Origin of the sequence: Nitrobacter sp. JJSN (assembly GCF_051912485.1) — a bacterium.
GTDB lineage: Bacteria > Pseudomonadota > Alphaproteobacteria > Rhizobiales > Xanthobacteraceae > Nitrobacter.
Map to the genome: position 1 here is coordinate 692,408 of NZ_CP196822.1, position 25,798 is coordinate 718,205.

The 25,798-nt window shown below is 62.3% G+C and carries 26 protein-coding genes and 1 pseudogene; 15 read left to right on the forward strand and 12 right to left on the reverse strand.

Annotation, left to right across the window (positions count from 1 at the left end):
• Positions 1–54: 54 nt before the first annotated feature.
• Entirely contained in the window at positions 55–732 is a 678-nt protein-coding gene (mobA, locus tag ACSZOQ_RS03550; RefSeq protein ID WP_439924658.1) for a molybdenum cofactor guanylyltransferase MobA, read from the reverse strand.
• A 138-nt stretch (positions 733–870) separates the two neighbouring features.
• Between mobA and ACSZOQ_RS03555 the strand changes: the two genes are divergently transcribed.
• Positions 871–1,164 (forward strand): sulfurtransferase TusA family protein, encoded by a 294-nt coding sequence (locus tag ACSZOQ_RS03555; protein WP_439924659.1) that lies wholly within the window; start codon positions 871–873, stop codon positions 1,162–1,164.
• Positions 1,165–1,223: 59 nt separating this feature from the next.
• On the opposite strand, the gene hemE is transcribed toward ACSZOQ_RS03555, so the two are convergent.
• A complete protein-coding gene (gene hemE, locus ACSZOQ_RS03560; protein WP_439925943.1) occupies positions 1,224–2,201 on the reverse strand; it encodes a uroporphyrinogen decarboxylase in 978 nt (325 codons plus the stop codon).
• A gap of 306 nt (positions 2,202–2,507) precedes the next feature.
• On the opposite strand from hemE, the pseudogene ACSZOQ_RS03565 reads away from it, so the two are divergent.
• Together ACSZOQ_RS03565 and ACSZOQ_RS03570 are read left to right on the forward strand one after the other, a co-directional pair.
• Positions 2,508–3,206, forward strand: a pseudogene (locus tag ACSZOQ_RS03565) (ABC transporter ATP-binding protein); the annotation flags it as partial.
• Positions 3,203–4,735, forward strand: a complete 1,533-nt coding sequence (locus ACSZOQ_RS03570) for a permease (protein ID WP_439924660.1) — start codon at positions 3,203–3,205, stop codon at positions 4,733–4,735. The pseudogene ACSZOQ_RS03565 and the gene ACSZOQ_RS03570, both read left to right, overlap by 4 nt.
• A 77-nt stretch (positions 4,736–4,812) precedes the next feature.
• Here the strand turns inward: ACSZOQ_RS03570 and ACSZOQ_RS03575 are convergent, their stop codons facing one another.
• Together ACSZOQ_RS03575 and ACSZOQ_RS03580 are read right to left on the reverse strand one after the other, a co-directional pair.
• Positions 4,813–5,511 carry a pirin family protein gene (locus ACSZOQ_RS03575; RefSeq protein WP_439924661.1) on the reverse strand — a complete coding sequence of 233 codons (699 nt, stop codon included), beginning with the start codon at positions 5,509–5,511 and terminating at the stop codon, positions 4,813–4,815.
• Between the two features lie 77 nt (positions 5,512–5,588).
• Positions 5,589–6,338: an SDR family NAD(P)-dependent oxidoreductase gene (locus ACSZOQ_RS03580; protein ID WP_439924662.1), complete on the reverse strand. Its 750-nt coding sequence runs from the start codon at positions 6,336–6,338 to the stop codon at positions 5,589–5,591.
• A gap of 120 nt (positions 6,339–6,458) precedes the next feature.
• On the opposite strand from ACSZOQ_RS03580, the gene ACSZOQ_RS03585 reads away from it, so the two are divergent.
• The gene (locus ACSZOQ_RS03585) at positions 6,459–7,382 is read left to right on the forward strand and encodes a LysR family transcriptional regulator (protein WP_439924663.1); all 924 of its coding nucleotides are present in this window, start codon (positions 6,459–6,461) and stop codon (positions 7,380–7,382) included.
• A gap of 162 nt (positions 7,383–7,544) precedes the next feature.
• Positions 7,545–7,844 (forward strand): cysteine rich repeat-containing protein, encoded by a 300-nt coding sequence (locus tag ACSZOQ_RS03590; protein ID WP_439924664.1) that lies wholly within the window; start codon positions 7,545–7,547, stop codon positions 7,842–7,844.
• Positions 7,845–7,955: 111 nt separating this feature from the next.
• Here the strand turns inward: ACSZOQ_RS03590 and ACSZOQ_RS03595 are convergent, their stop codons facing one another.
• Positions 7,956–9,170, reverse strand: coding sequence for an EAL domain-containing protein (locus ACSZOQ_RS03595; RefSeq protein ID WP_439924665.1), 1,215 nt, complete (start codon positions 9,168–9,170; stop codon positions 7,956–7,958).
• A 161-nt stretch (positions 9,171–9,331) separates the two neighbouring features.
• Positions 9,332–9,631, reverse strand: a complete 300-nt coding sequence (locus tag ACSZOQ_RS03600) for a hypothetical protein (protein WP_439924666.1) — start codon at positions 9,629–9,631, stop codon at positions 9,332–9,334.
• 361 nt (positions 9,632–9,992) lie between these two features.
• On the opposite strand from ACSZOQ_RS03600, the gene ykgO reads away from it, so the two are divergent.
• From ykgO to ACSZOQ_RS03615, 3 genes are all read left to right on the forward strand, one after another.
• Entirely contained in the window at positions 9,993–10,118 is a 126-nt protein-coding gene (gene ykgO / locus ACSZOQ_RS03605; protein WP_011314284.1) for a type B 50S ribosomal protein L36, read from the forward strand.
• Between the two features lie 131 nt (positions 10,119–10,249).
• Positions 10,250–10,924 carry a tetratricopeptide repeat protein gene (locus ACSZOQ_RS03610; RefSeq protein ID WP_439924667.1) on the forward strand — a complete coding sequence of 225 codons (675 nt, stop codon included), beginning with the start codon at positions 10,250–10,252 and terminating at the stop codon, positions 10,922–10,924.
• Positions 10,925–11,086: 162 nt separating this feature from the next.
• Positions 11,087–11,323: a hypothetical protein gene (locus ACSZOQ_RS03615; protein WP_439924668.1), complete on the forward strand. Its 237-nt coding sequence runs from the start codon at positions 11,087–11,089 to the stop codon at positions 11,321–11,323.
• An 87-nt stretch (positions 11,324–11,410) separates the two neighbouring features.
• Here the strand turns inward: ACSZOQ_RS03615 and ACSZOQ_RS03620 are convergent, their stop codons facing one another.
• Entirely contained in the window at positions 11,411–11,572 is a 162-nt protein-coding gene (locus ACSZOQ_RS03620) for a hypothetical protein (protein ID WP_439924669.1), read from the reverse strand.
• Positions 11,573–11,788: 216 nt separating this feature from the next.
• Here ACSZOQ_RS03620 and ACSZOQ_RS03625 point away from each other — a divergent pair, with 216 nt between their 5' ends.
• Positions 11,789–12,793, forward strand: coding sequence for an alpha/beta fold hydrolase (locus ACSZOQ_RS03625; protein WP_439924670.1), 1,005 nt, complete (start codon positions 11,789–11,791; stop codon positions 12,791–12,793).
• Positions 12,794–12,879: 86 nt separating this feature from the next.
• Here the strand turns inward: ACSZOQ_RS03625 and pyk are convergent, their stop codons facing one another.
• Together pyk and ACSZOQ_RS03635 are read right to left on the reverse strand one after the other, a co-directional pair.
• On the reverse strand, positions 12,880–14,316 hold the full coding sequence (gene pyk, locus ACSZOQ_RS03630) for a pyruvate kinase (RefSeq protein WP_439924671.1): 1,437 nt from the start codon (positions 14,314–14,316) through the stop codon (positions 12,880–12,882).
• Positions 14,313–14,900, reverse strand: coding sequence for a DUF1036 domain-containing protein (locus tag ACSZOQ_RS03635; protein ID WP_439924672.1), 588 nt, complete (start codon positions 14,898–14,900; stop codon positions 14,313–14,315). Before ACSZOQ_RS03635 ends, pyk begins: the two co-directional genes overlap by 4 nt.
• Before the next feature lie 187 nt (positions 14,901–15,087).
• Here ACSZOQ_RS03635 and ACSZOQ_RS03640 point away from each other — a divergent pair, with 187 nt between their 5' ends.
• Positions 15,088–15,390 (forward strand): DUF1244 domain-containing protein, encoded by a 303-nt coding sequence (locus ACSZOQ_RS03640; RefSeq protein WP_439924673.1) that lies wholly within the window; start codon positions 15,088–15,090, stop codon positions 15,388–15,390.
• A 168-nt stretch (positions 15,391–15,558) separates the two neighbouring features.
• On the forward strand, positions 15,559–15,828 hold the full coding sequence (locus ACSZOQ_RS03645; RefSeq protein ID WP_439924674.1) for a DUF2312 domain-containing protein: 270 nt from the start codon (positions 15,559–15,561) through the stop codon (positions 15,826–15,828).
• 46 nt (positions 15,829–15,874) lie between these two features.
• Here the strand turns inward: ACSZOQ_RS03645 and ACSZOQ_RS03650 are convergent, their stop codons facing one another.
• From ACSZOQ_RS03650 to ACSZOQ_RS03660, 3 genes are all read right to left on the reverse strand, one after another.
• Positions 15,875–17,482 carry a DUF882 domain-containing protein gene (locus ACSZOQ_RS03650; RefSeq protein ID WP_439924675.1) on the reverse strand — a complete coding sequence of 536 codons (1,608 nt, stop codon included), beginning with the start codon at positions 17,480–17,482 and terminating at the stop codon, positions 15,875–15,877.
• A 300-nt stretch (positions 17,483–17,782) separates the two neighbouring features.
• Positions 17,783–20,140: a L,D-transpeptidase family protein gene (locus ACSZOQ_RS03655; protein WP_439924676.1), complete on the reverse strand. Its 2,358-nt coding sequence runs from the start codon at positions 20,138–20,140 to the stop codon at positions 17,783–17,785.
• Between the two features lie 307 nt (positions 20,141–20,447).
• Positions 20,448–21,926, reverse strand: a complete 1,479-nt coding sequence (locus ACSZOQ_RS03660) for a sigma-54-dependent transcriptional regulator (RefSeq protein WP_439924677.1) — start codon at positions 21,924–21,926, stop codon at positions 20,448–20,450.
• 145 nt (positions 21,927–22,071) lie between these two features.
• Here ACSZOQ_RS03660 and ACSZOQ_RS03665 point away from each other — a divergent pair, with 145 nt between their 5' ends.
• From ACSZOQ_RS03665 to ACSZOQ_RS03680, 4 genes are all read left to right on the forward strand, one after another.
• Entirely contained in the window at positions 22,072–23,949 is a 1,878-nt protein-coding gene (locus tag ACSZOQ_RS03665; RefSeq protein ID WP_439924678.1) for a M3 family oligoendopeptidase, read from the forward strand.
• A gap of 327 nt (positions 23,950–24,276) precedes the next feature.
• The gene (locus ACSZOQ_RS03670; RefSeq protein ID WP_439924679.1) at positions 24,277–24,429 is read left to right on the forward strand and encodes an aa3-type cytochrome c oxidase subunit IV; all 153 of its coding nucleotides are present in this window, start codon (positions 24,277–24,279) and stop codon (positions 24,427–24,429) included.
• Positions 24,430–24,524: 95 nt separating this feature from the next.
• Positions 24,525–25,655, forward strand: a complete 1,131-nt coding sequence (locus ACSZOQ_RS03675; protein ID WP_439924680.1) for a Re/Si-specific NAD(P)(+) transhydrogenase subunit alpha — start codon at positions 24,525–24,527, stop codon at positions 25,653–25,655.
• Positions 25,652–25,789: a hypothetical protein gene (locus ACSZOQ_RS03680; RefSeq protein WP_439924681.1), complete on the forward strand. Its 138-nt coding sequence runs from the start codon at positions 25,652–25,654 to the stop codon at positions 25,787–25,789. The genes ACSZOQ_RS03675 and ACSZOQ_RS03680 overlap by 4 nt, the downstream gene beginning before the upstream one ends.
• Positions 25,790–25,798 lie beyond the last annotated feature (9 nt).

A 25,798-nucleotide genomic window follows, 5' to 3' on the forward strand; every position in this document is an offset into this window, starting at 1 on the left:
GCTGGATCGTCCCGGGCGCGACCCGCCCGCCCGCGCCGGACTGGGTCATCGATCTCATGAGGCCGCGCAGGCGGCCGAACTGTCCGCGGCGTCCAGCGCCACGAGCCGCTCGGCTTCGGCAAGATCGTCAGCGGTGTTGATATTGAAGAAAGGGTCGAACGGTACGGTCGGCCATGACACAGTGGCGAGCCGGTAGCGCTCGGTCCAGCGATCGACCTTTCTGACACCTTCGGAGGTTAGTGCCTGACGCAGTTCGTCGCGCAGCGTCACGTTCCAAAGGCCGATCACAGGATGCGACCGCCCGCTCGAGGCGACGACTGCAAGCTGGGCATCCTGTTCGTTCCGCGCACGATGCAGCCGCGCTACCAGATCGCGTGGCAGGAACGGGCAGTCTCCCGGCGCGCTCACGATCCATTGGATTCCTGATTGTTGCTCCGCCGCCCAGTCGAGAGCAGCCAAAATCCCTGCGAGAGGGCCCGGAAAATCCGCCACGGTATCGGCGATCACCGGCAGGCCGAATGCCGTAAACCGTTCCGGATCGCCATTGGCGTTGAGGACAAGGCCGCCGCATTGGGACGCAAGCCGCGCGATGACGCGGGCCAGAATGGTTTGCCCGCCGATCTGACGCATCGGCTTGTCGCCGCCGCCGATGCGCCGCGCAAGGCCGCCGGCAAGAATGACGGCGGGAGTCGGCGGGTATTCTGTCGGGGAGGCTGCGTCGATGCTGGTCATGAGGCGTCCGGTCCGCAGAACAATAGGATGTGATTGGCTGGAAAACATCCCCGAAACGGAACTGGATTGGAGCCAATGTAAGACAGACGTGGCAGTCCCCCGGTTGACGGTCCGGTCGGGATTCGCCATGTTTATCTGATGCTGATAACGAAACTCGATCTGACCGGGCTGAAGTGCCCCATGCCGGGGCTAGAGACCCGTAAGGCATTGAAATCGTTGGCACCTGGCGAACAGCTGGAGGTGCAATGCACCGACCCGCTCTCGGTGATCGAAATTCCGAACGTGATCCGGGAGACCGGCGATTCCGTGGAAATCACCGAACGCGCGGAGAGGCGGATCGTTTTCCTCATCAAAAAAGCGGGAGCGTCCTCCTCGCTGGAGGACCGCATCGGATCGCTGTCGCTGCGGTCCTTGTGCCCCTATACCAAGTGACGCCGCCAGTGGGCCGTCGAGCCCACAGACGACGGGCGAGACGGTCAATTCGCCACGAGCTATTTGAGCGAGCCGTTACCGCGCACTCGGCGGATCATCTGTTCGACGTGCGGGATCGGCGTTTCTGGTTGAATGCCGTGGCCGAGATTGAAGATCAGCCGACCTCCGGCAAAATTTGTCAGCACGTCATCGACTGAGCGATCGAGCGCGGCACCCCCTGCGATCAGCGCCAGCGGATCGAGATTGCCCTGAACGGCAACACGGCTCTGAACCTTCTCCCGGATCAATGACGGTTCGGCGGTCCAGTCGATGCTGACGGCATCGACGCCGGTCGCCTCGATATAGGACGGCAGCAGCGCGCCGGCGCCGCGGGGAAACCCGATGATTTTCGCATCCGGAACCTGGCTGCGCACGCCTGCGACGATGCGTTTGGTTGGTTCGATCGACCAGCGCGCGAACTCGCGCGGCGGCAGCACGCCCGCCCAGGTATCGAAAATCTGCAGCGCATCCGCGCCGGCCTTGAGCTGGCCGAGCAGATAACGGATCGAGTTGTCGACGATGGCATCGATGATCTTTGCGAAGGCGTCGGGGTGGCGATAGGCCATCATCCGCGCCGGGGCCTGATCGGGCGTGCCCTGTCCGGCGACCATGTAGGTCGCGACCGTCCACGGCGCGCCACAGAAACCGATCAGTGCTGTTTTTGAATCGAGCTCGCGCTTGACGCGGCGCAGCGCCTCGAACACCGGCTCGAGTTTCGTCATGTCGGCTTCGCGCGAAAGCGTTGCGACCTTGTCCGGCGTATCCAGCGGATCGAGCCGCGGGCCTTCGCCCACCTCAAAGCGCACCGAGCGCCCGAGTGCGTAGGGAATCACCAGAATGTCAGAGAAGATGATCGCGGCGTCGAATGCGAAGCGGCGGATCGGCTGCAACGTCACCTCGGCGGCGAATTCCGGCGTAAAGCAGAGGTCAAGAAAGCCGCCCGCTTTCGCGCGCAACTCGCGATATTCGGGCAGGTAACGGCCGGCCTGCCGCATCATCCAGATCGGCGGCACGGCATGACGGCGGCCCGAAAGCACCTCGAGAAATGGCTTGATGGTCGAATTCTGGTCCAAGGCATGTTCCGTGAATGGGTGTGTTTCCGGGTGGTCTGATACACGACCGGCAGGGTCTTGGCCACGGCGCCTTTCGTACCGAATGCATCGGCTTTGCCGCTCGGGATTCACTGCGCCGAAATATCTTCGATCCAGTCTGTGCGACCGATGCAGCGGAGATCGTCCCCCTTCATGAGCCTGGAGCAGCAAACACCCGCACTCACTGTGCGAGGGTTAACGAAGCATTTCGACCGTCCGGCCGTCGACGGCCTCGATCTGACGATCCGGTCCGGCGAATTCTACGCACTGCTCGGGCCCAATGGTGCGGGCAAGACCACGACGCTGCGGATGGTCGCGGGCCTGCTGCGGCCGGATGCGGGTACGGTGTCGCTGCTCGGAATCGATGCGCTGAAGGATCCGGTTCGCGCCAAGCAGATCATGGCGTGGGTGTCCGACGAGCCGATGATCTACGACAAGCTGACGCCGCTGGAATACCTGGAATTCGTCGCCGGCCTATGGGGCTGCGACCCGGCGGCGTCGGAGCTGGCGGCGCGGGGTCTTCTCGCATCGCTCGGGCTTGCCGCCCATCTCGATGAGCGCTGCGAGCGATTTTCCAAGGGCATGCGGCAGAAGGTAGCGCTGGCAGGTGCGCTGGTTCATGATCCCAGGCTGATCATTCTCGACGAGCCGCTCACGGGTCTCGATGCGGTGTCGGCGCGTCACGTCAAAGGCCTGCTGCAGGAGCGCGTGCGCGGCGGTGATACCGTCATCATGACCACGCACATTCTTGAGGTCGCCGAGCGTATGGCCGACCGGATCGGCGTCATCGCCGGCGGCAGGCTGATCGCCGAGGGAACGCTCGAAGAGTTGCGGCAATTGAACGGCGAAAACCATACCAGCCTTGAGGACACGTTTCTCGCGCTTGTCGACAAAGACGCAGTTGCGGCATGAGTTCTGCTCTGCAGCTTGCGTGGTTTGCCCGGCATGAGATTCGCCTGGCGTGGCGCGACTGGCTTTCGATGCTGACGGCGGGGCGCAAGCGCCGCACCCGCAACGTCGCCATCGGCCTCATGGTATTCGCCGCGCTGATGCATCTGCTGGCCTATGCCGTTGTGGCCCCCTATGCGCAGATGTCGTCCGATACCGTCGACCGGACGGCGCTGATCGTGACCACCGTGAGCCTGTTTTTGGCCTGGGCGCTGATTTTGTCGCAGGCGATGGAATCGGTCACGCGAGTGCTCTATTCCCGCGCCGATCTCGATCTCATCATGTCGTCGCCGGTGATGCTGACGAATGTTTTTTCCACCCGCATGGGGGCCATCGCCTTCGCTGTCACCGCGATGGCGCTGCTGCTGTCCGCGCCGTTCATTGATGCCCTCGCGCTGGCAGGTGGGCCGCATTGGCTGGCCGCCTATGGCGTGATCGCGGCATCAGGCATTTCGGCGGCGGCCGTTGCGATCGCGTTGACGATCGGGCTATTTCATCTGATTGGCGCGAAGCGCACGCGGCTGGTCGCACAAGTTTTTGCTGTCATTATCGGGGCGGGTTTTGTCATCGCGATTCAGATCGCGGCGATCCTCTCCACCAACACGCTGTCGCGTTTCGCCTTGCTCACGTCGAATGCGGTGACCGCCGTCGCGCCGGAGGAGGGGAGTGTGGTCTGGGTGCCGGTGCGCGCGGCGCTCGGCGATGGCGCGGCATTGCTCGGTCTGCTCGGCGGCAGCCTCGTTCTGCTTGGGATCACCCTGGCCGTCTTTTCGCCGCGGCTCGGCGACGATGTCATCAGCGCGTCGACGGGCATGGCGTCGGCAACAGCGCGTGGCCGCGCCTTTCGGCCGTTTCGCGTAGCCTCGCGCGCAAAGACGCTGCGGCGCAAGGAGTTGCTGCTGTTGTGGCGCGATCCGTGGCTGATGTCACAATCGCTGATGCAACTGCTTTATCTCATTCCGCCCGCAGTGATGCTGTGGCGAAGCTTTACCGACAGCTCCGCGGCGCTCATGCTGATTACACCGGTTTTGGTTATGGCGGCAGGGCAGCTCGCGGGGGGGCTGGCGTGGCTGACGATTTCGGGCGAGGACGCGGCCGATCTCGTGGCCACTGCGCCGCTGGCGGCGTCCCGGGTTACCCGCGCCAAGATCGAGGTGGTGCTCATCGTCATTGCGTTTGCATTCGCGCCGCTGATGTTCGGGCTGGCCGTGCTCTCGGTTTCGCAAGCTGTAGTGACGGCACTTGGAATTGGAATAGCCGCGGTGTCCGCGACCGCGATCCAGCTCTGGTTTCGCGTCCAGGCCAGGCGAAGCCAGTTTCGGCGCCGCCAAACCTCATCGAGGCTGGCCACATTTGCGGAAGCGTTCTCGTCGATCGGCTGGGCAGCGACCACAGCGCTGGCGCTGGCCATTCCCTTTGCTGCGGTTATTACCGGATTACTGACGATCGGCATCATGGCGGCGAGCTGGAAGGTCAGCCCGCGCCGCGATTAAGTGAGCAATTGGTTCGGATATCTACTGATGCGCGGCGGGCATGCCGCGCATCGCGTTCGCTGCATTGGGTGTCGGGTTTAAGCCGCGTCGACCAGCACAACTTCGGAATCTTCCAGCGCAGTGATGTTCACCGTCGCCTCGTCGCGGATGGCGGCGCCGTCGCGGGCATTAACGCGTACGCCGTTAACTTCGACCGCGCCCGCCGCGGGGACGAGATACAGATTGCGCGTCCTGTCCGCCGCATAGCTTGCGCTCTCGCCGACCTTCAGCGTGGTGGCGAGCACGCGCGCATCGGCGCGGATCGGTAGTGCGTCGTTGTCGGCCTCAAATCCGCTGGCGAGCGTGACGAGCTTGCCGGAGCGGTCGCCTTTCGGGAAAGGCTTTGCGCCCCAGGCGGGTTCGCCACCGTCCTTCGTCGGCTCGATCCAGATCTGGAACAGCGTGGTTTTTACCGGCTCGAGGTTGTATTCGGAGTGCCGCACACCGGAGCCTGCGCTCATCACCTGCACGTCACCGGCCTCGGTGCGACCCTGGTTACCCATGCTGTCCTGATGGGTGATCGCACCTTCGCGAACGTAGGTGATGATTTCCATGTTGGCGTGGGGATGCGCCGGAAATCCGCTGTTCGGCGCGATCTCGTCGTCGTTCCATACGCGCAGGCTGCCATGTCCCGTGTTCTTGGGGTCGTAGTAGCTGGCGAACGAGAAGTGATGCTTCGCCTTCAGCCAGCCATGGTCGGCGCCGCCGAGTTTGTCGAAGGGTCTGAGTTCGATCATGACCTGTCCTTTTTAAGCTTGCGTTGAATCTCTGGAGGGCGCCGCCGAGCCGATGTCGTGCCCGGCGTTGCTGGGGTTCATGCGCCGAAGCCGCCATCGACGTTGAGTACCGTGCCGGTCACGAATGACGCGCCGGGGCTTGCGAGGAACACGACACCGGCAGCAATCTCCTCGGGTTTGCCGAAGCGTTGCAACGCGTGCTGCGAACGCTGGACCGCAGCGAATTCACGGTCGTCATCGGGGTTCATGTCGGTCGAGATCGAGCCGGGCTGCAACACGTTCACCGTAATACCGCGCGGGCCCAGGTCGCGTGCCGCGCCCTTGCTGTAACCGACGATCGCCGCCTTCGTTGCAGCATAGTCGGCAACGCCCGGAAACGAAGCGCGCGTCGCAATGCCGGACCCGATGGTGATGATGCGTCCGCCGTCGCCCATCAGCTTGGAAGCCGAACGGATCGCCGTGACCACGCCGCCAACATTGATCGCCTGCTGCCGGGCCAGTGCGTCAAGATCGTTGGCGCCATCGACCGGGCCCGCGGCAATCACGCCAGCATTGTTTACGAGAATGTCGAGATGGCCGAAATACTTTGCCACGTCAGTGACGAGATGCTCGACGTCGTCGGTGCTGGCCTGGTCCGCCTTGAACGCTTTCGCCTTGACGCCCTTCGCTGTGAGTTCCTTGACGACGGCCTCGGCCTTGTCCGCGGAGGCGCTGTAGCTGATGGCGACGTCGGCGCCTTCGGCTGCAAGCGCCCTCGCGGTTGCGGCGCCAATACCACGGGAACCGCCGGTGACGAGAGCGACCTTGCCGTTGAGTGTTTTGGTCATGGAATATCTCCGTTGCTGAAATTCCGATGACGTCTGGATATGCCTTCCGGATCGGTCTATAAATAGAAACTATAGAAACGTATTGTTTCCAAAATTTACAAAAGTGGCGAGGGGGGAGGGATGGCAAAACTCCCGGATTTCGAGGCGCTGGCGATCTTCGCCAAGGTGGTCGAGTTACGGTCCTTCGCGGCAGCGGCGACCGAACTGGGCCTGTCGAAACCGACGGTTTCCAAGGCCGTCAGCCGGCTGGAGGATCGGCTCGGCGCCAGTCTGTTCAACCGGACCTCGCGCCGCCTGGCGCTGACGGATGCCGGCAAGAACTTGTCCGAACGTGCCGCGCGGTTGCTCGCCGACGGTGAAGCCGCCGAGAACGAGGCGCTGGCACGATCGGCCGCGCCGCGCGGCGTGGTGCGCCTCGCGGTGCCTATGACGTTTGGTGTCAGGGTGATCGCGCCGCTGCTGCCGGGATTCCTTGCGATGTATCCGGAGGTCTCAGTGGATCTGCATTTCAGCGACGCGATGGTCGATCTGATCGGCGAGGGGTTCGACGCGGGCGTACGGATCGCGAGCTTGCCCGACTCCTCGCTGGTGGCGCGACGGCTCTGTCCGATGCCGCGTCATACCGTGGCGTCGCCGGCCTATCTGAAGGCACATGGCACGCCGACGCATCCGATGCATCTCGCCCAGCATAGCTGCTTCGGTTACGCCTACCTGTCGACGCCCGGGGTATGGCGCTACACCAATGCGCTCGGCGAACAGGCGACCGTACGGCCATCGGGCCAACTGCGCGTCAATAACGGCGAGGCGCTGCTGCCCGCCGTCATCGCCGGACTCGGCATCGCCGATCTACCGGACTTCATCGTTGGTGAAGCGATTGCCGCGAAGAAGGTCGAAGTCATCCTCAAGGACTGGAGACAGGTCGAAGGCGCCGTGCATCTGGTGATGCCGCCGGGCGGTCCGCGACCGGCGCGCGTCGAGGCCTTGATCGATTATTTTGCCCATCAACTCGCGTGTCCGAGATCGCTGAGCAAGGCTCGCTCATAACAACGCGACGCGCTTTTGGATGCAGCGGGCCGACCGTGGCGCTTTCGCGCAAATCACACCACGGAACCTGCCAGTCCCATTTTATTGCCTGAAACGAACCTTTCTGTCGCCCCAATGGTTTGAGGAGGTGTCGGCGTGTGAAGCATTGAGACGAGGTGACACATGCGCAGGCACGGAGTTATCCTGTTTTCCGGGATTCTGGCCGGCGGCATCGCGGCCGTCGCGCACGCGGAAGAATATCGCGGCACGTTCGCTCAGCAAATGGCCTGTACGCCAGACGTCTTCAGATTTTGCGGCAGTGAAATTCCCGACGTTGGCCGCATTGTCGCCTGCCTGCGGCAAAACCAGACACAGCTCGGCGCTCCGTGCCGCGCGGTGTTCGACTCCAATGCCGAGGCGACCGGCGACGACATCGCGGCAAAAGCAAACGGAAACGCGGTCAGGCCCGACAGCCGGCGATAGATCGTCGCCACGCTGGCAGAGGTCAACCCATTCGCCCTCGACCAGTTCGGTCAGGAACGAGAGAGCTGCGCAAGCCCTTTGGCCGGTCCGCCAAGCCATCGACGGGCTCTGTCAGGCAACGGGAACGAAGGCCGGGGGTTGACGGCTGTTGCGTGCGAACTTCCGTGTGGTCATCGGCTTGCCGAACAGAAATCCCTGGATGAAATCGACACCAATGCCGTGCATCGCGAGGAAATCGTCGCGGGTCTCGACGCCTTCAGCCACCGTTTTGACGCCGTGTCTCTTGGCCACGTCGACGATCTGGCTGCAGACGGAGCGCTTGAGTCGCGCGGACGAGCTACCGTCAACGAACTGGCGATCGAGCTTGATCTCGGAGAATGGAAATTCGTTCAGTGCGGCCAGCGCCGGCCATTCGGTGCCGACGTCGTCGATCGAAAAGCCGATGTTGTGGAATCGCAGTCGGTGCGCTGCTTCGACTGCCAGCGGCAGATTCTTGACGACTTCGCTGCTGTCGACCTCCACGGTCAAGCCGTCGAAGGCGGGGTGATCCGGGAACTGCAAACGCAGATCGTCGACGGCATTGGCGTCTGTGAAGAATGCAAGGGGTAGATTGATGGAAATATGGATGCTTCCGGACTTGGCGACGAGATAGCGCCAGTCCTGGAAAACGCGGCCGATGACGAAGTGCGACAGGGCCCTGAAATTCGGGTCGTCCTTGTCCGGGATGAAATAGGCCGGCGGAACGATACCCCAGCTCGGATGGCGCATCCGGATCAGCGCTTCGGCGCCGCCCAGCGCAAGGCTTCTGGTATCGACCTTGGGTTGATACCAGAGTTCAAGCCAGCCGGCGCCGAGCGCCTCGGCCACATCGACCGGCGGCGGGGGTGGCTCGGCCGGCACCATGGCGGCGACGCAGGCGTGAAGATCCCTGTCGCTGAAAGGCGTCGACAGCATAGGCAGTAGGTCCAGCGCCAGTTTCTCGCCTAGCTCCTGTGCCGCCCTGACGGCGGGCGCGTCCGACGGCCCAATCAGCAACACGAGACCGGCGAAGACCCGGACCGCAAGCAGGTTCAGGATATCCGTAACAGGCAGACCGTTCATCGAGAAGCTGATGACGATGAGGTCGGGAAAGTCCGAACGCAACGAGGCATCGAGGTCGTCCAGCGTTGCGCAGGCGTGCGGAATGAACCCCTGTTCCTCAAGCGTCTCGCTGAGCAGCGATCGCACGTGATGTTTGCTCTCGACAATGCAGGCGCGGGGCTTGACCCTTCGCTTGCCGAAGGGCGTCTCCGCAATTCTGTCGTCCTTGCTGGCTTTATCGCTCATACCGGTGTCCCTCCCTGGCGGAGCGAGAGTGAGACCTCGGGTATGGCCGCACGAGGGAGCGTTCCGGCTATGCACCGGAGAATGTCCGCGCATCGTTAACCCTGATAAATCGATTCAAGATTGAATCGACGGGAACCTTTCACCGCGAATGTGGACTCGAGTCATGTTCGCAAGAACGACGCTGCCGCGATCGCCAGCGCAGCGATTGCTATCGCGGCGAAAATCAGTTGCCGGACGCGCTGTCGTCTCGTTTCGTGCCGGTCGTGAAACGCCAGCCAGTCTCGGACAAATCCCGGCGGGATGTCGTAGACGACCGTATGCCTCCTGATCCGGTGTGTTTCATGATCTGCGAACATGATCCGGACGGTGGACACACCCAGCCGCTCCAGCTCGCAGTGCCACTGCCAAGCGTGTTCGCCGTTCGTCCATCTGTTTTCGAAGGGAAGCCGATGCGATTTCATAACGGACCTCCAGCAGTGTCCGTCGCCGCCTGGCTCTCGCTATGGTCTTCGCTGCGGGCCATTGGCGCGCACCTGAAGATGATACTGCGGAGAAAACTCCTCGTCCAATCCATCTTTGCGCGCCGGTCAGGGTGGCGAGTGCCTGCAGGAGTCGGGATCGAGGTCAGCGGACTTCATCAATGATCCGTTCAGAAGATTTCCGCATCCAAACAGGCCGTTATCGGTGCTGTTTGGATTGACATTACCGGGTGTCATGGCTTAGAAACCGCGCGTCCCGGGCGGCTTGGCCGCGAGCCGGAAAATCATGTTGTACTGTTTTCGGTCCGTCACATACGGCCTTTGGAAAATCAGGAATATTCCCATGAAGGTCCGTAACTCGCTGAAATCGCTGCGCTCGCGCCATCGGGATAACCGTCTGGTCCGCCGCAAGGGCCGGGTTTATGTGATCAACAAGACCCAGCGCCGTTTCAAGGCTCGTCAGGGCTGATTCCCGCGCATCGCGCCACAGTCGTCCATACCCCGTCATCACGGCTCTTTGACGTGCCTGCGCTTTGCGGCGCGTTTTGTTGTGTTTAGTGTGACGCGTCAGAAGCTCGCCTGATTTTCTGGACCTCGCGAATGCAACAGAGATTTCCCGCGATCGGGTGGTTTTGCCTCGCAATTCTGCTCGCCGTTGCCGGAGCTTTGCTGCCTGCGGTCGCGTCCGCGCAGGCTCCGCCGCGCAGCGGCCCGCAGATCACCTCGCCTGATAACACTGAACCCAAGGGCCTGCCGCAGCCGCTCTCGAGGCGGCCGGGAATTCCCAAGGATCAGGCCCACGGACTCGATTTCCTGTTCGGCGCCCTCAAGGCCGCGCCGGACGAGGAGAGCGCCAAGCATGTCGAAGCGGGCATCCTGGCTCTGTGGAGTCGCACTTCGAGCGACACGACGGTGCTTCTGATGCAGCGGGCGAAGGTCGCGATTGACGCCCAACAGCTCGACATTGCCCTTAAGCTGCTCGACGCGGTTTTGAAGCTGCATCCCGACTACATCGAGGGATGGAGCCAGCGCGCGACCCTGTACTACATGCAGAACGACTACCAGCATTCGCTTGAGGACATCGAGCAGGTGTTGATCCGCGAGCCGCGCCACTTTGGAGCGCTCGCCGGTCTCGGCATGATCATGCAGGAGCTCGGGGACGACCGGCGCGCGCTCGATGCTTTCCGCAAGGCGCTCGCCATCAATCCCTATCTTGAGAACGTGCGGGAACTGGTCAAGACGCTGACCGAAAAGGTCGAAGGGCGCGATATCTGATGTTGGGGAATCGGCAGAGGAAAAAAGGCGGCAGTCCTGGCGCGTAGGTCAGTGCACAGCGGCTCGTGAATTAACCAAGATCGCCATTGGCACTTAGTGGTACGAAACATTTCCGGCTAATGCGGGTTTGGCCTCAATGGGAACCCGAGAGCGGAGAGTACCATGAAATCATTGATGCTGGCCGTGATCTTTGTCTGCGCCGCGGGATCCGCGTGCTTCGCAGAAGGACAGTTCTGGGTAGTCGGCAACCGCGCCACCAACACCTGCGACATCGTCACCAGCAACCCGGTCATCGACGGCAACATCTGGTTCGGCGATGGTCCATACGCATCTCTTGCCGACGCGAAGCTCGCCAGATCAACGATAAGCACATGTCCGAAGGATAAAGAAAAAGACTGACGGCTGTCGGCGTCGTGCCACGACGCGTCACGCGAACCGGTATCCATCCTCGGGTCAAGCCCGAGGACATGCTTCGCTCGAAACGTTCTAATGCAACGTGCTGCCTTCGCGCGCCGCCGCATAAAGCCGCTTCAGCTCATCCTCCAGCCGCTCGTTGACCATCAGCAGCGCCATCAGCGCGCCGCGAATGTCGCCGTCACATGATGCCACGATCTCGTCGATCACGGCTTCGCCTGCTTCAAAACTCATCTGATATACTCCGGTTCAAGCCGCCTCACTTTTCACCGAGAACGTGAATAAAGTTTGCGGGCGGATTCGTGTTCCTGTGGATAATGTGGATAAACAGGCCGGGGTCCGAGGACTGCCGCGATCCCCGGATGCTCGATATCCTCGCTGGTATTGTTGAGCGAAAGCGGCTCACATCTTCGCTCTATCTAATTGGTACGAAAGGTCTTTCTTGTTCTCATGATCGTTGTCGTTATCGCCGCGACGCTGGTGGCTCTGGCGCTGATCACGCAGGCCGGCGTGCTTGTCCTCAACCGCATGCATCCTGCGGCAGGCAAAATAATTGGCGTGGCCGGAGCGCGGATTCATGTCGTGGACATCGGGCCGCGCGATAGCGACGCTCCGCCGGTCGTGATGATCCATGGCGCGAGTTCGAATCTGGAAACGATGCGCCTGCCGGTCGCGGACATGCTGGCGAAAAGCCGTCGTGTCATCCTGATCGACCGGCCGGGGCACGGCTGGAGCAACCGCGACCGGCTGTCGGATTCCACGCCCCGGGTTCAAGCGCGCATGATCGAGGAGGCTCTCGGCAAACTCGGCGTAACCGGGGTTGTGCTCGTCGTGCATTCCTGGGCCGGCTCGCTCGGTTCCCTGATGGCGCTGAACTATCCGGAGCGCGTCGCCGGTCTCGTGATGCTGGCGCCGGTCACCTATCCGTGGCCGGGAGGGGTCGGCACCTACAACGAGGTCGTCACCACGCCGGTGATCGGACCGCTGCTGGCCTACACCATTACGCTGCCATTGGGGCTGGCACTGGTCCGTCCCGGAACCCGCGGTGTCTTCCTACCGCAGGCCATGCCGCTCGATTATGTCAGAGCCGCCGCGATTTCGCTGGTGCTCAGGCCGCGCGAGTTTCTTGCAAATGCGCGGGACCTCGTCACCCTCAAGGCCGCGGTCGCCGGGCAGGCACCGCGCTACGCAGGCATCAGAGTTCCGACGGTTGTTATCCACGGAGACGCGGATGAGACGGTGTCGCTCAAGATCCACTCGCGCCCGTTCGCCGCAGTGGTACCCGGCGCGAAACTGATCGTGCTGCCCGGCGCCGGCCACATGGTGCAGAACGTCGCGCCGGACCTCGTCGTCAGCGAGATCGAGCAGATGGCCAGCGCGCTGCAAAGGCAGGCGGATCGGCCTGAGCCGACAGGCAAACATCAGCGTCCTGTGCAACAGCTACCTAGAGTCTGATTCAACTGGTGTTGAATCAGACTCTAGCTTTATCGATCGAGCACGATCTTTTCCGAAAACCGGTTTCCACTTTTCGGGATCATGCCTTAAACGGCCGCGTCGCCATCCGGACCGACGAAGGCGATACGCACCATGTTGGTGGCCCCAGGCGTGCCGAGCGGCACGCCGGCCACGATGATGATGCGCTGGCCCGCCTTGGCGAATCCATCGCGGAACGCAATGCTGCCGGCGCGATCGACCATATCGTCCTGGTCGTGAGCGTCTTCCGCAACCACGCAGTGCACACCCCACGCCACGGCCAGCTTGCGGCCGGTCGCGAGGTTCGGAGTGATGGCGACCACAGGAAGCTTCGGGCGTTCGCGCGCCATGCGCAGCGCGGTCGACCCCGAACTGGTCCAGCATATGATTGCGGAGAGGTCGAGCGTTTCGGCGATCTGCCGGGCGGCGTCGGCGATGGCGTCGCCGACGGTGGGCTCCGGCACGGCGCGCTGCGCGTTGAGCACGCCGCGATAGGCTGGATCGCGCTCCACCTCTTCGCCGATCCGATTCATGGTCGAGATGGCTTCGACCGGGTATTTTCCGGCCGCGGACTCGGCGGAGAGCATGATGGCGTCGGCACCTTCATAAACCGCGGTGGCGACGTCGGAGACTTCGGCGCGGGTCGGCACCGGCGACAGGATCATCGATTCCAGCATTTGCGTCGCGATCACAACCGGCTTGCCGGCGCGCCGCGCCATCCGCGTCATCTGCTTCTGAAGACTGGGCACCTGTTCAAGCGGCAATTCGACGCCGAGATCGCCGCGCGCGACCATCAGGGCATCCGCGATTTCGAGGATTTCGGGCAGCCGGTCGATGGCCTGAGGCTTCTCGATCTTGGCCATCACCGAGGCGCGGCCGCGGATCATCTTCTTGGCTTCAGCCACATCGTCTGCGCGCTGCACGAATGACAGCGCGATCCAGTCGACGCCGGCTTCCAGCGCCGCGTCGAGATCGGAACGGTCCTTCGGCGTCATCGCCGACATCGGCAAATCGGTATCGGGCAGGCTAACCCCCTTGCGGTCGGACATCCTGCCGCCGACGACGACGCGGGTCACGGCGCGCTCGGACGAGGTCTCCTCGGCGATCAGACGCACCTTGCCGTCGTCGAGCAGCAGCGTGTGGCCGGGGCGCAGCGCCGTCAGGATTTCCGGATGCGGAAGGTGGACCCGGGTATTGTCGCCGGGGGTTTTGTCGGAATCCAGCACGAACGTGTCGCCGTTGTTCAACTGGACCGGGCCATCGGCGAACGAGCCGAGCCGGAGCTTGGGTCCCTGCAGGTCGACCAGGATGCCGATCGGGCGGCCGTAGCTGCCCTCGACATTGCGGATCGTCGCCACCAGTTCGCGCATCTTGTCATGCGTGGTGTGACTCATGTTGATGCGGAAGACGTCGGCACCCGCTTCGAACAGACGGCGGACCATGGCGCTGTCGGATGAGGCCGGCCCGAGTGTGGCGAGGATCTTGATGCGGCGCAGACGTCTCATGGCTTGCGTCCGGGCAACGCGCCTGGCGTCAGTCCAGACGCGCCCGGAGGCGTCCCGCCCGCTGGATCGGGCATACCTGGAAATGAACCCTGTCCAGGCAGCCCTGGCACCTGCTGCGGCCCGTGTTCGCCGGACTCCGTCAACTGCACGGTCCAGGCGCGCTGGTCGCCGGTATCGATCTCGAAAAAGCCGGTGCGGTCGAAACCGCGCGCGAGGCAATTGTCCGTGCCTCTGATCGTGAATTCTTTATCGCGCGAGCACATGAAAGCCTGTCCCGACCATTCGCCGCCATGGTCGTAATCTAGAGCATAAATATAATAATAGCGTGCGACGAGCGTGCCGCGCAGAAGCGTTTCGCAGGCCCGCGATGAGACATTCCACCAGCCCTCGGTTGTCCAGCCCTCGGCGTCCTTGTAGCCAAGGGCGATGCCGACGCGGCTCGACGTGTTGTTGCAGAGCCGGAAGTCCGCTGCAGCGGGCGCCGACCACAGACAGACGACGAGAATGCCGAGCGCAGGCAAGAGGCCCGCGATGCTCGCGCGCCGCGAGAACGGTGGAGGGAGGAATTGGTCTGACTTTGTCATTTAGCGGGCAAATCGTTTCGCGGTGATTTCGCGTGACCCGTCGCGCCTGTCAACGGCTGGAACCGGCTTTTCACGCCAAGGTGCGCTTTTTCCAGCCTGCAAACTCTTATTTGCGCCGCGATATGGTAAAATCTGTGACAAGTCCCAACTTAACCCTGTCCTGACAGGCGATGGCGAGAATCAGCGCATGACTATTGACGATAGAACAAGAACGGAACTGGAAGCTGCGGTATTTCGGCGTCTGGTCGAGCATCTGCGGTCTCGCACCGATGTCCAGAATATCGATCTCATGAATCTCGCCGGCTTCTGCCGCAACTGCCTGTCGAATTGGCTTAAGGAGGCCGCCGACGCAGAAGGGGCTGCCATGACCAAGGACGAAAGCCGCGAGGCGGTATACGGCATGCCCTATGAGGCCTGGAAGGCGAAACATCAGGACGCAGCGACGCCGGAACAGCTCGCAGCGATGAAGAAGAGCCACAGCGGTCATTGATCGTTTTGGGTAGCCTGCCGCCGCGCGGCCTGTGGGTCGTTGTGGATGAGCGCGATGCAGCCTTGACGCCAAGCACGCCGCTCGTGAGTGTCAGCTTTCAAGTGTGGTGGGCGGCCAGCGCGTCCAGGCTCACATTCCATCGTCATCGGTTGATTTAGGAGTAGCAGGATGGCCACCGCCGTCGCCGCCAAGGAAGAGCCCGCGACCAAATTCGCGAAGGACCAGCTCAAGGCCATCATCGAACGCATCGAGCGGCTTGAAGAAGAGAAGAAGACCATTTCCGACGATATTCGCGACGTCTATGCCGAAGCCAAGGGCAATGGATATGACGTCAAGGCGCTGCGGACGATCGTGCGGATGCGCAAGCAGGACGCCAACGAGCGTGAGGAGCAGGAAACGATCCTAGAAACCTATATGCAGGCGCTCGGGATGCTGTGAGCGGCAAGCCGTCGTTTGCCCAGAGCTATTCCGGCCATGAACCAGCCTATCGCAGCGAGGCTGTGCGCACCGCAAGCAGTGTCGTGTTCAGCTTGGCGATAGCCGATCCGGTAAATCGTTCGCAGAGGATACCCATCTGCGGATCGTTGGAGAAGGTCATCGCGATCGCCCGGTCTGGCTTTTCGAAATAGACCTGCATCAATGCCATGTCCTGGTCGCCGAGGGCTGTTGCCGACATCGTGCGGCTCGCGCTCGGGGTAAGGATCATCGCGCGCATCCAGACATCGCTGTCGCGTGTGGCCGCCGGCGCGAGTCGGCGCGAGGTGGACACGACGGCGCCTTGCCCCTGTGCGCCTTTGGCGACGACGGTGGTTATGCCGTCAAGGGCCATTGGATTGTGCGCCGGGGCGGTGGGCCGGATGGGCGGGATCGATGCGGTCGCCGCAACGATTCGTGCGCGGCGAACGTCCCTCGCGGGCGGCGCATAGGCCAGCGCCTGGAAGGTATCGGAGATGCTGGCGGTTGGTTGCGGGTCAGCTTTGTCGAGCGCCTGGCGGGCGCTGATCGCCGCGATCATCTGCTGCGGCGTGGCCTGCTTCTGGGCCGACGGGATTTCATCCCAGAAGCCGCGGGCATTGATGATGTCGGCCGGGGTCTGCGGTTTGCTGGCGGCGGCCGGTTTCGCGGATTGTGCCACCGGAACGGTCAGGACGTCGGCGGACGCGAGCCTGAAGGCCGAGGGCGGTTTTGGCCGGGGCAGCGGGATCGGGTCGGTCGACGCAGCCGGTGCCGCGGAGGCGACCGTCTTCTGGTCTGCCGGCTGGGCAGCGGCCGGCGCACCATCCGATTCATCGTCATCATCAGCGGATTTGTCGGCGGACTTGCCTCGGAACAGCGCCAGCAGGAAATTCGATGGCTTGCCGCCCGCCGCCCCGTCTTCATCCGCGTTCTGACCGCGCTTCTCGATGTCGGCCATCGCAAGTTGATAGCCAGGCAGCGGGGTGCCATCGGAGGGAATGTGCACGGTGCGGCCGTTGGGGAAGACGCGCACCAGCTGGTCGTGGGTCATGCGCGGCCAGTGTCGCACATGGCCGGTATCGAGGTGAACGAAGGGCGAGCCCGATTTGGGATAGAAGCCGACGCCGCCGCGCTGCAGGCGAAGTCCGGCGAAACGAATTTTTTCGAGCTGCACGCCGGGAATGAAGAAGTCCATGGCATGGCCGAGCATGTGCTGGCTGAATCGCGCGACGCCGGTATGCGCGGAGCGGCGGCGAAGCATGGCATTGGTGGCGGGAGAGCGGTAGGCGGAGACGATGTTGATCGGCTGCCTGGCGTCGACGTCGCGGTAGACCTCCCAGAGGATGTCGAAGAGGTGACGATCCATGGTGGTCTGCTCCTGGCTGCGCCAGTCGCGGAGAAAGTGATTGATCTGCTTCATCGCGGCTTCGTCGTAGCGGCCGTTGCGCTTGAAGGTGACAGTCAGATCTTCGTTGGAATGGGTGTGATGAAACGACAGGGTGCGTGTTTCGTTGAGCGCAGCCGCATCATGCACCGATCCCGCGCCCGCCAGCAGCAGGAGCGACGACAGGCCGATGCGATAACCGGTCCGTGAAATCGACAACGATTTCAGGCCGCGTGCAAAAGCAGCAAGCACCTATGAGCCCACCCAAAGGACGATTAAGTCGCGCGACCCTTCCACGACCCCGTTTGTGGAAGGGCGTAAACTCAAGTCGTAGGGCAGGAGGGTTAATGCAGATTTACCTTAACCCGTCTGCGCCTAAAGGATAACTAGCCCGCCGACTGTGGCAAAAAAGAGCCTAGGTATTGAGACGCGGTGGACAATGGTTAACGTTAAAAGGGCCTCATCGTGCGATGAAGCCCTTGTTTTTAATCAACTAAATCCGTTTTCGTGGATCGCGAGGCGCTGCGGAGTGAATTTGACGTTTACTGACCATCAGCGCCGATAGATCTGACGGCGGCGATCCTCGACCTGGGGGGGGGGAGTCTGGACCCCGAACAGCCGTTCGAAGAATGACGGGCCGCTGTTCGAGAAACCGCCGCCAAAACCGCCGCCGCCGTTGTCATTGAGAGCGACGCCCTGCGGGATATCGCCCCTGGGACGGGAATAGTTCGGCTGGGCGTGGGCGATCACCGCCTCGAGATCCCGGCCCTTGGCGTTGCGGAGCAGCGCCAGCATCGTGGCGTCACGGCCGTAGACGTCGGAGCGGATCTGCAGCTTGCCGGCATGATCAACGAACGCGGTCTGATAGGTGATGTTGACCGGAATCGGAGTCGGGAATTTGATATCGATCTCGCTCCGGCCATACATGCTTCGGACCTTCTCCGGGGTGTAGTGCTCCTGCGGAAGGGCGATGTTGAGCAAAGTGGCTGCATACTGATCGGGGTTCTGAACCCGCATGCAGCCATGGCTGAAAGCGCGCGTCTCCTTGGCAAACAAGTTTTTGTCCGGCGTATCATGCTGATACACCAGGAACTTGTTCGGAAAATTAAAGCGGATCCGGCCCAGCGCGTTGCGTTCGCCGGGAGGTTGCGAAATGTGGATGCCGCCGCTGCGATCGCGCTCCAGCTTGAGGCCCATGCGCTCGAGCACAGTCGGATCCTGCTGCAAAGCGGGCAGATACTCTTTGTAGATGATCGACGGCGGCACGTTCCAGGTGGGATTGACGGTGATGTACTTCATCGTTTCCGTCAGCAGTGGCGTGGCGTGGATTCCCGGCTTGCCGACGACGACGCGGGTGCTCCAGACCTGCGCGCCATGCTGCATCACCTTGAGCGTGTAATCCGGAATATTCAGGATGGCGTAGGCGTTGCCGAGCGACGGGGCGCCGAGTTCGCGCGGCAGCCAGCGCCAGCGCTCCATGTTGACGATGACGGTATCGATCTGGCGATCCCGTTTCGGGCTGTTGATCGCCTTGATCGTCCGCTCGTCGAGCACGCCGGTCGCCTTGAGATCAGCATTCGCCTGGAATTTGCGAACGGCGGCCGCGACCTTCGCGTCATAATGCGTGTCATCGGCGTTTTCGGTCACGCCAAGTTTCACGCGCAGCATGGGCACACGGGGATCTTCCACCACCACGGCGGGATGCTTCTTGCCACGCTCCGGCGTGTATATTAGCGCCGGGCCATCCGCGATCTGTGTGACGGGGCCTTCGCCCACGCCACGCAACTCGGCGAGCTTCTGCTTTAGCTCGCGATAGAGTTTCTGCGGCGGGTTGTAGCTGTCGAGTGCCGCGGAGGCATCCTTCGCGGTGGTGACATTCATCAACACCTGCTCGGGGTTGATGGGATGTTCGGGATATGAAATATCGCCGCTGACCTGCGACCAGTGCATCCGGCCGCTTTGGGCCTGGCGGGCGTAGTCCATCATGCTCGCCGTCAGCTTGAGGTCGGCTTCGGCGAGTTGATCCGGCGCCGCCGCCGCTGCAAAGTTTGGCACCGGATAGTCGGTGGGGTCGAGGCCATCGGCCGCGGCGTCCCTGAGACGCGCGATCACGCCCTTGGCCTGCGCATTCAGTGTGCCGCCCTCGGTCCATAGCGGCGCATAACTTCGCGCTGCGTAGAATTTCTCGATCGCTGCCCGCTCGGTCTTGCGGTCAAAGAATTTTGTGGCCTTCGTATCGAGCAATTCGTGCAGCTTGTCGGCAGCCGGCTGATCCGCCGGTGGAACATTGCTCGCGGCCTTCACCGGTTCGCTCGGCTGATCGGTGGCCGTGGCGGCGTCAGTTCCTGCGGGAGGCGCGACGGCCGGGGTGATCGTCGCGGTCGCGTCCTTCTTCGCTTCGTCCGTCTTGGTGCCATCCGCTGGAGTGGCCGCCGGCTTTGCGTCTACAGGCTTTGCGTCTACAGACTTGGCGTCCGCGGGCGTTGTCTCCGCAGCCTTGCTGCCGGAGGCCTTGGTGTCGGGCGAAGTCGTCGCGTCGGAGGCTTTTGCAGCGGAAGGCGGCGTCGTGTTCGAAGACGCCTCGGAATCCGCACTGCCGGACGGCTTCGTATCAGCCGGCTTCGTATCGGTCCCTATTGTATCGGCGGTCTTGTGGTCAGCCGGTTTGGACGCGCGGACGATCGGCGGCGCGGGCGGCACATTGTCCATCTTGAAATCGGCTGCGGTGGGCGGCGGCACGTTCGCGGGCTGCGGCATCGGAACTGCGGCGTCGATTGCGAGTTCGGCGGCACCCTTCTTCGCGGTGTCCGTCTGGGCAAATGCCGTCGCGGCGGATACCGTTAGAAATGTCGCTGCAAGGACCGTCAGGATCCGGTCGAATCCGGTCCGGTTAGTCGAGTAGTCTCGCATTCTCGCACCCCTCGGGTGAAACTGTTCCTTCATGGAACAATTTCTGGTCATTTCGTCCTGCGCTTGCCCAAGCCATTCAGCGTTTCACGATTCATGCACCGACGTTATATGCGCTCGATTCGGGCAGCTAGCGCCGCAAGGGGCAGCTCACGACAAACTGACCTCAAAAGACGCTGTTTGCAACGCGATGCGTGTTTCTGACGCGCGTTTTTCGTTCGTCTGTCACTACACCGCAACGGTTCATGCCTGACTCACACTCTCCTGTGATGCGGCCGGAATGTCTTGTGACGCGAACGATTGGAGCGCGTTACTGTTCCTCATTCGCGGCGATGTCGTCGAGCTTGCGGTAGAGGGTGGACCGCCCGATTTTCAACCGACGCGCGACTTCGGACATTTGCCCGCGATAGTGTGAAATCGCAAAGCGAATGATTTCGGATTCGAGTTCTTCAAGCGGGCGCATGTCACCATCGTAAGCCAGCATCGCGAGGCTGCCTGCATCAGGCAGTGGTGCAATAGGTATTTCATTACCTGATATCACCTCGGGCGCGGTTCGTTGGAGCACTGGCTCCATGACCAGCGGCGCGTTCGTATCGGCGTCGGCGGCTGGTTGCGCGCTGATCAGCGGAAAATCTGAGAGGCCAAGCTGCTCGCCCTCGCTCATGACGACCGCGCGGTACACCGCGTTTTCGAGCTGGCGGATGTTGCCGGGCCAGTTGAGCTGCGACAACCCCGCCATCGCCTCGCCGCTGATGCCGTTGATCGTCCGGTGTTCTTCGGCGCAGAAGCGCGCGAGAAAGTGTCGGAGCAGGTTCGGGATGTCGTCGCGCCGCATCCGAAGCGGCGGGATCGTCAGCGGCAGCACATGCAGGCGATAGAACAGGTCTTCCCGGAATTGCCCGCCCTTGACGCGATCGAGCAACCGCCGGTTGGTGGCCGAAATAATGCGGACGTCGACCTTGACGGGCTTGCGGCCGCCGACCGCTTCCACCGCGCCTTCCTGCAGCGCGCGCAGAAGTTTCACCTGCGCGGTCAGCGGCAGTTCGCTCACTTCGTCGAGAAATAGGGTGCCGCCGGACGCCTCGACGAACTTGCCGGTGTGGCGCTCGGTCGCACCGGTGAACGATCCCTTCTCGTGGCCGAAAAGAATCGACTCCACGAGATTGTCCGGGATCGCGCCGCAGTTCACCGCGACAAACGGCTTGGCGCTGCGGTCGCCGGTGCCGTGGATGGCGCGCGCAAACAGCTCTTTGCCGACGCCAGACTCGCCCTCGATCAGGACGGGGATCGACGAACTCGCGGCCTTCGTCGCGACCTTCAACACGTTGGCCATGGTCTCGCTGCGCGTGATGATGTCGGCGAAGGTGAGGCGGCCCTCGCGGCTGTGGCGGACGCGCCGCAATTCGTTCTTCAATGCGCTGGCGTTGAGCGCATTGCGCAAAGACACTTGTAGACGCTCGATGCCGACCGGCTTGATCACGAAGTCATGCGCGCCGGCACGCATCGCGGAAACCACATTGTCGATGCCGCCATGCGCGGTCTGGACGATGACGGGGACACTGATGCCGGCTTCGCGAATTTTCGCCAGCACGCCCATACCGTCGAGGCCGGGCATCACGAGATCGAGGATGAGGGCATCAATGACGGGGCCATCGGAGGTCGTCAGCGCGGCGATGGCGGCGTCGCCGCCCTCGACCACGATCGCCTCATAGCCCGACCGCCGCACCATGTTTTCGACGAGTCGACGCTGTACCGCGTCATCGTCCGCGATCAAAATGGTGGCAGTCATGGCATTCCCCGCACGCTACAACTATCTGTACCGAATCGAGGCACACTGGCGGACGGTGATTAATGCGCTCTTAAGGTTTGCCGCCCGCTCGCCATGCAACGGTTTTCTTCCTGGTCGGAACTAAAAAAGAAGGTCTGGATCGATAATGGCTTCGCGTTCCTCCGCTTCACGCAAATCCGCCGTCGCCCGCAAGCCCGCCTCTCATCGCAAGCCCGCCGTGAAAAAAGGTGCCGTCGCAAAACCGGATGGGGGACGTTTGCCGGAATGGAATCTCGCAGACCTTTATTCCGGAATCGATGCTCCCGAGGTGGTGCGCGATCTCGAGAGGGTCGATGCGGACTGCAAGGCGTTCGAGGCCGACTACAAGGGCAAGCTCGCGACGGAAACCTCAAAGCCCGAAGGCGGTGCGTGGTTGGCTGAAGCCGTGCGGCGTTATGAGACGATCGACGATCTCGCGGGCCGGCTCGGTTCGTATGCGGGGTTGATCCACGCCGGCGACAGCGTCGATCCTTCGATCTCGAAATTCTACGGCGATGTCTCCGAACGCTTGACGGCGGCCTCGGTTCATCTGCTGTTCTTCGCGCTGGAACTCAACCGCATCGACGACGACGTGATCGAGCGCGCGATGCGGGCGCCGGAGCTTGGGCATTATCGCCCGTGGATCGAGGACAGCCGCAAGGACAAGCCGTACCAGCTCGAGGATCGCGTCGAGCGGCTCTTCCATGAGAAGTCGCAGACCGGCTATTCCGCCTGGAACAGGCTGTTCGACCAGACCATTGCAGGGTTGCGGTTCAGTGTTGGGTCCAAGGATTTGGCGATCGAACCGACGCTGAACCTGTTGCAGGATCGTTCGCCGGACAAGCGCAAGGCCGCCGGTCAGGCGCTGGCGAAAACCTTCAAGGCCAATGAGCGAACCTTCGCGCTCATCACCAACACGCTCGCCAAGGATAAGGATATTTCCGACCACTGGCGCGGCTTTCAGGACGTTGCGGATTCGCGCCATCTGAACAACCGCGTCGAGCGCGAGGTAGTGGATGCGCTGGTGGCGTCGGTGCGCGCAGCCTATCCGCGGCTGTCGCATCGCTATTATGAGCTCAAGGCGCGCTGGTTCAAAAAGAAGAAGCTCTCCCATTGGGACCGCAACGCGCCGCTGCCGTTCGCCGCCACCGGCGTCATTCCGTGGAACGACGCGCGGAAGATGGTGCTAACGGCCTATGGCGATTTCTCGCCGGAAATGGCCGGCATCGCCGAACGATTCTTCACCGACCGCTGGATCGACGCGCCGGTGCGTCCCGGCAAGGCGCCGGGCGCGTTCTCACACCCGACCACGCCATCCGCTCATCCGTATGTGCTGATGAACTACCAGGGCAAGCCGCGCGATGTGATGACGCTCGCGCATGAACTCGGCCATGGCGTGCATCAGGTGCTCGCTGCGAAGAACGGCGCGCTGATGGCGCCGACGCCGCTGACGCTTGCGGAAACCGCGTCAGTCTTTGGCGAGATGCTGACCTTCAAGCGGCTGCTGGCGCAGACCAAGAACGCGAAGCAGCGGCAGGCGCTGCTCGTCGGCAAGGTCGAGGACATGATCAATACCGTGGTGCGGCAGATAGCGTTCTACACCTTCGAGCGCGCCGTCCACACCGAGCGCAAGAACGGCGAACTCACCGCCGAGCGCATCGGCCAGCTCTGGCTCAGCGTGCAGGGTGAAAGCCTTGGACCCGCGATCGAGATCAAGCCGGGCTACGAGACTTTCTGGATGTACATCCCGCATTTCATCCACTCGCCGTTCTACGTCTACGCCTATGCCTTCGGCGATTGCCTGGTGAACTCGCTCTACGCGGTCTATGAGCACGCGTCCGAAGGGTTCGCCGATCGTTATCTTGCGATGCTCGCCGCTGGTGGCACCAAGCACTATTCCGAACTGTTGAGCCCGTTCGGGCTCGACGCCCGGGATCCGAAGTTCTGGGACGGCGGATTGTCGGTCATCGCCGGTATGATCGATGAGCTGGAGACGATGGGATAGGTATTGACCGACCTTCGTTGCCTATAAATGCGTGTATTTTTCAACCGGAAGATGTTTTTTCTGTCGCGTGGTCCATCGGAAGCCAGATGGTGACGAGGACAGGACGGCCTTTCGGTTTCCAGCCGGAAGGCCGTTCTGTCCAAACCGTCAGGCAACGGCGGCCTTGAGCGCGAAAATCGGCCAATTGCGGCCTCGCGCCGCTCAATTTCTACATTTTGTACATTAAAGAGACGATGACTTCGCCAACGGGGCCGCCACACCGTTGCTCTGTCTTCCCGATTGCGCTAATTGCTCAAGGGCAAGATCAACCTTGGCTGGAGACTTGACGTGTCAGATCATAGCGAAATCGTGTACTCGACCGCGGACGGAATGGATTATCCGGCGCATGAGGATATGTATAAGACGTTCATCAAATTTGGGACGATCGGCACCGCTGCTGTGATCACCCTTGTCTCGCTGATGGCGATTTTCCTCACCTGATTGTCCGGTCGTCGTTCCGGCCGTCCTTGATTTCCATTCGCTAACAATGTGGCTGGTGCTTTAATCGTGCGTGGCCGTCGGCTGCGGGAGGCATCATGAAGATTGCAATAGCGAAGGAAATCGATCCCTCCGAGCCGCGGGTGGCTGCGTCACCCGATACGGTGAAGAAGTTCAAGGCGCTCGGCGCAGATGTCGCAATCGAGCCGGGCGCCGGGATCAAGTCGGGAGTGCCGGATTCGGACTTCGTGGCCGCGGGAGCCGTGGTCAGCCCCGATGCGCTCAAGGACGCCGACATCGTCGTCAAGGTGAGGCGGCCCGAGGCATCCGAACTGGCGCGCTACAAGCGTGGCGCGCTGGTAATCGCTATCATGGATCCTTACGGCAACGAGGCGGCGCTAAAGAAGATCGCGGACGCCGGCTTGTCGGCTTTCGCCATGGAACTGATGCCGCGTATCACGCGCGCTCAGGTCATGGACGTGCTGTCGAGCCAGGCGAACTTAGCCGGCTATCGCGCCGTCATTGAGGCGGCCGAGGCATTCGGTCGCGCATTTCCGATGATGATGACCGCAGCCGGTACCGTGCCGGCCGCGAAGGTGTTCGTTATGGGGGTCGGTGTTGCCGGTCTTCAGGCGATCGCGACCGCGCGCCGTCTCGGCGCCGTCGTCACCGCAACCGACGTCCGTCCCGCTACCAAAGAGCAGGTGGAAAGTCTCGGTGCCAAATTCCTCGCGGTGGAGGACGAAGAGTTCAAGAACGCGCAGACCGCCGGCGGCTACGCCAAGGAAATGTCGAAAGAATATCAGGCCAAGCAGGCCGCTTTGACCACAGAGCACATCAAGAAGCAGGACATCATTATCACGACGGCGCTAATTCCGGGACGTCCCGCGCCGAAGCTCGTGACGGCGGAAATGGTGCGCTCGATGAAACCGGGCTCGGTGCTTGTGGATCTCGCGGTCGAGCGCGGCGGTAACATCGAGGGCGTCAAGGTGGGCAACGTCGTCGATCTGGATGGCGTGAAGATTATCGGCTTCACCAATGTCGCGGGCCGTGTCGCCGCCTCGGCATCGAGCCTGTATGCCCGCAACCTGTTTTCGTTCATCGAGACGCTGGTCGACAAGACGACCAAGGCGCTCGCGGTGAATTGGGACGACGAACTGGTCAAGGCCACCGCGCTGACCAGGAATGGCGCCGTCATTCATCCGAACTTCCAGCCGAAAAGCGCATGACGATCGTGCGCACAGCCGGTGAACCGGTTATCCCGGAAGGCACGACGCGCGGGTTCATCTGCGGATTCCCGATTCACGCCATCGGCGCGAACGCGATGCGTTCGTCGCCTGGCATGCTCCGGAACGACGAATAGGAACGTCTC

What these genes read in the sequence shown, in the direction of transcription:
- mobA (WP_439924658.1), bottom strand. Translation starts at nt 732, where the DNA reads ATGACCAGCATCGACGCAGCCTCCCCGACAGAATACCCGCCGACTCCC.
- ACSZOQ_RS03555 (WP_439924659.1), top strand. Translation starts at nt 871, where the DNA reads ATGCTGATAACGAAACTCGATCTGACCGGGCTGAAGTGCCCCATGCCG.
- hemE (WP_439925943.1), bottom strand. Translation starts at nt 2,201, where the DNA reads ATGATGCGGCAGGCCGGCCGTTACCTGCCCGAATATCGCGAGTTGCGC.
- ACSZOQ_RS03570 (WP_439924660.1), top strand. Translation starts at nt 3,203, where the DNA reads ATGAGTTCTGCTCTGCAGCTTGCGTGGTTTGCCCGGCATGAGATTCGC.
- ACSZOQ_RS03575 (WP_439924661.1), bottom strand. Translation starts at nt 5,511, where the DNA reads ATGATCGAACTCAGACCCTTCGACAAACTCGGCGGCGCCGACCATGGC.
- ACSZOQ_RS03580 (WP_439924662.1), bottom strand. Translation starts at nt 6,338, where the DNA reads ATGACCAAAACACTCAACGGCAAGGTCGCTCTCGTCACCGGCGGTTCC.
- ACSZOQ_RS03585 (WP_439924663.1), top strand. Translation starts at nt 6,459, where the DNA reads ATGGCAAAACTCCCGGATTTCGAGGCGCTGGCGATCTTCGCCAAGGTG.
- ACSZOQ_RS03590 (WP_439924664.1), top strand. Translation starts at nt 7,545, where the DNA reads ATGCGCAGGCACGGAGTTATCCTGTTTTCCGGGATTCTGGCCGGCGGC.
- ACSZOQ_RS03595 (WP_439924665.1), bottom strand. Translation starts at nt 9,170, where the DNA reads ATGAGCGATAAAGCCAGCAAGGACGACAGAATTGCGGAGACGCCCTTC.
- ACSZOQ_RS03600 (WP_439924666.1), bottom strand. Translation starts at nt 9,631, where the DNA reads ATGAAATCGCATCGGCTTCCCTTCGAAAACAGATGGACGAACGGCGAA.
- ykgO (WP_011314284.1), top strand. Translation starts at nt 9,993, where the DNA reads ATGAAGGTCCGTAACTCGCTGAAATCGCTGCGCTCGCGCCATCGGGAT.
- ACSZOQ_RS03610 (WP_439924667.1), top strand. Translation starts at nt 10,250, where the DNA reads ATGCAACAGAGATTTCCCGCGATCGGGTGGTTTTGCCTCGCAATTCTG.
- ACSZOQ_RS03615 (WP_439924668.1), top strand. Translation starts at nt 11,087, where the DNA reads ATGAAATCATTGATGCTGGCCGTGATCTTTGTCTGCGCCGCGGGATCC.
- ACSZOQ_RS03620 (WP_439924669.1), bottom strand. Translation starts at nt 11,572, where the DNA reads ATGAGTTTTGAAGCAGGCGAAGCCGTGATCGACGAGATCGTGGCATCA.
- ACSZOQ_RS03625 (WP_439924670.1), top strand. Translation starts at nt 11,789, where the DNA reads ATGATCGTTGTCGTTATCGCCGCGACGCTGGTGGCTCTGGCGCTGATC.
- pyk (WP_439924671.1), bottom strand. Translation starts at nt 14,316, where the DNA reads ATGAGACGTCTGCGCCGCATCAAGATCCTCGCCACACTCGGGCCGGCC.
- ACSZOQ_RS03635 (WP_439924672.1), bottom strand. Translation starts at nt 14,900, where the DNA reads ATGACAAAGTCAGACCAATTCCTCCCTCCACCGTTCTCGCGGCGCGCG.
- ACSZOQ_RS03640 (WP_439924673.1), top strand. Translation starts at nt 15,088, where the DNA reads ATGACTATTGACGATAGAACAAGAACGGAACTGGAAGCTGCGGTATTT.
- ACSZOQ_RS03645 (WP_439924674.1), top strand. Translation starts at nt 15,559, where the DNA reads ATGGCCACCGCCGTCGCCGCCAAGGAAGAGCCCGCGACCAAATTCGCG.
- ACSZOQ_RS03655 (WP_439924676.1), bottom strand. Translation starts at nt 20,140, where the DNA reads ATGCGAGACTACTCGACTAACCGGACCGGATTCGACCGGATCCTGACG.
- ACSZOQ_RS03660 (WP_439924677.1), bottom strand. Translation starts at nt 21,926, where the DNA reads ATGACTGCCACCATTTTGATCGCGGACGATGACGCGGTACAGCGTCGA.
- ACSZOQ_RS03665 (WP_439924678.1), top strand. Translation starts at nt 22,072, where the DNA reads ATGGCTTCGCGTTCCTCCGCTTCACGCAAATCCGCCGTCGCCCGCAAG.
- ACSZOQ_RS03675 (WP_439924680.1), top strand. Translation starts at nt 24,525, where the DNA reads ATGAAGATTGCAATAGCGAAGGAAATCGATCCCTCCGAGCCGCGGGTG.
- ACSZOQ_RS03680 (WP_439924681.1), top strand. Translation starts at nt 25,652, where the DNA reads ATGACGATCGTGCGCACAGCCGGTGAACCGGTTATCCCGGAAGGCACG.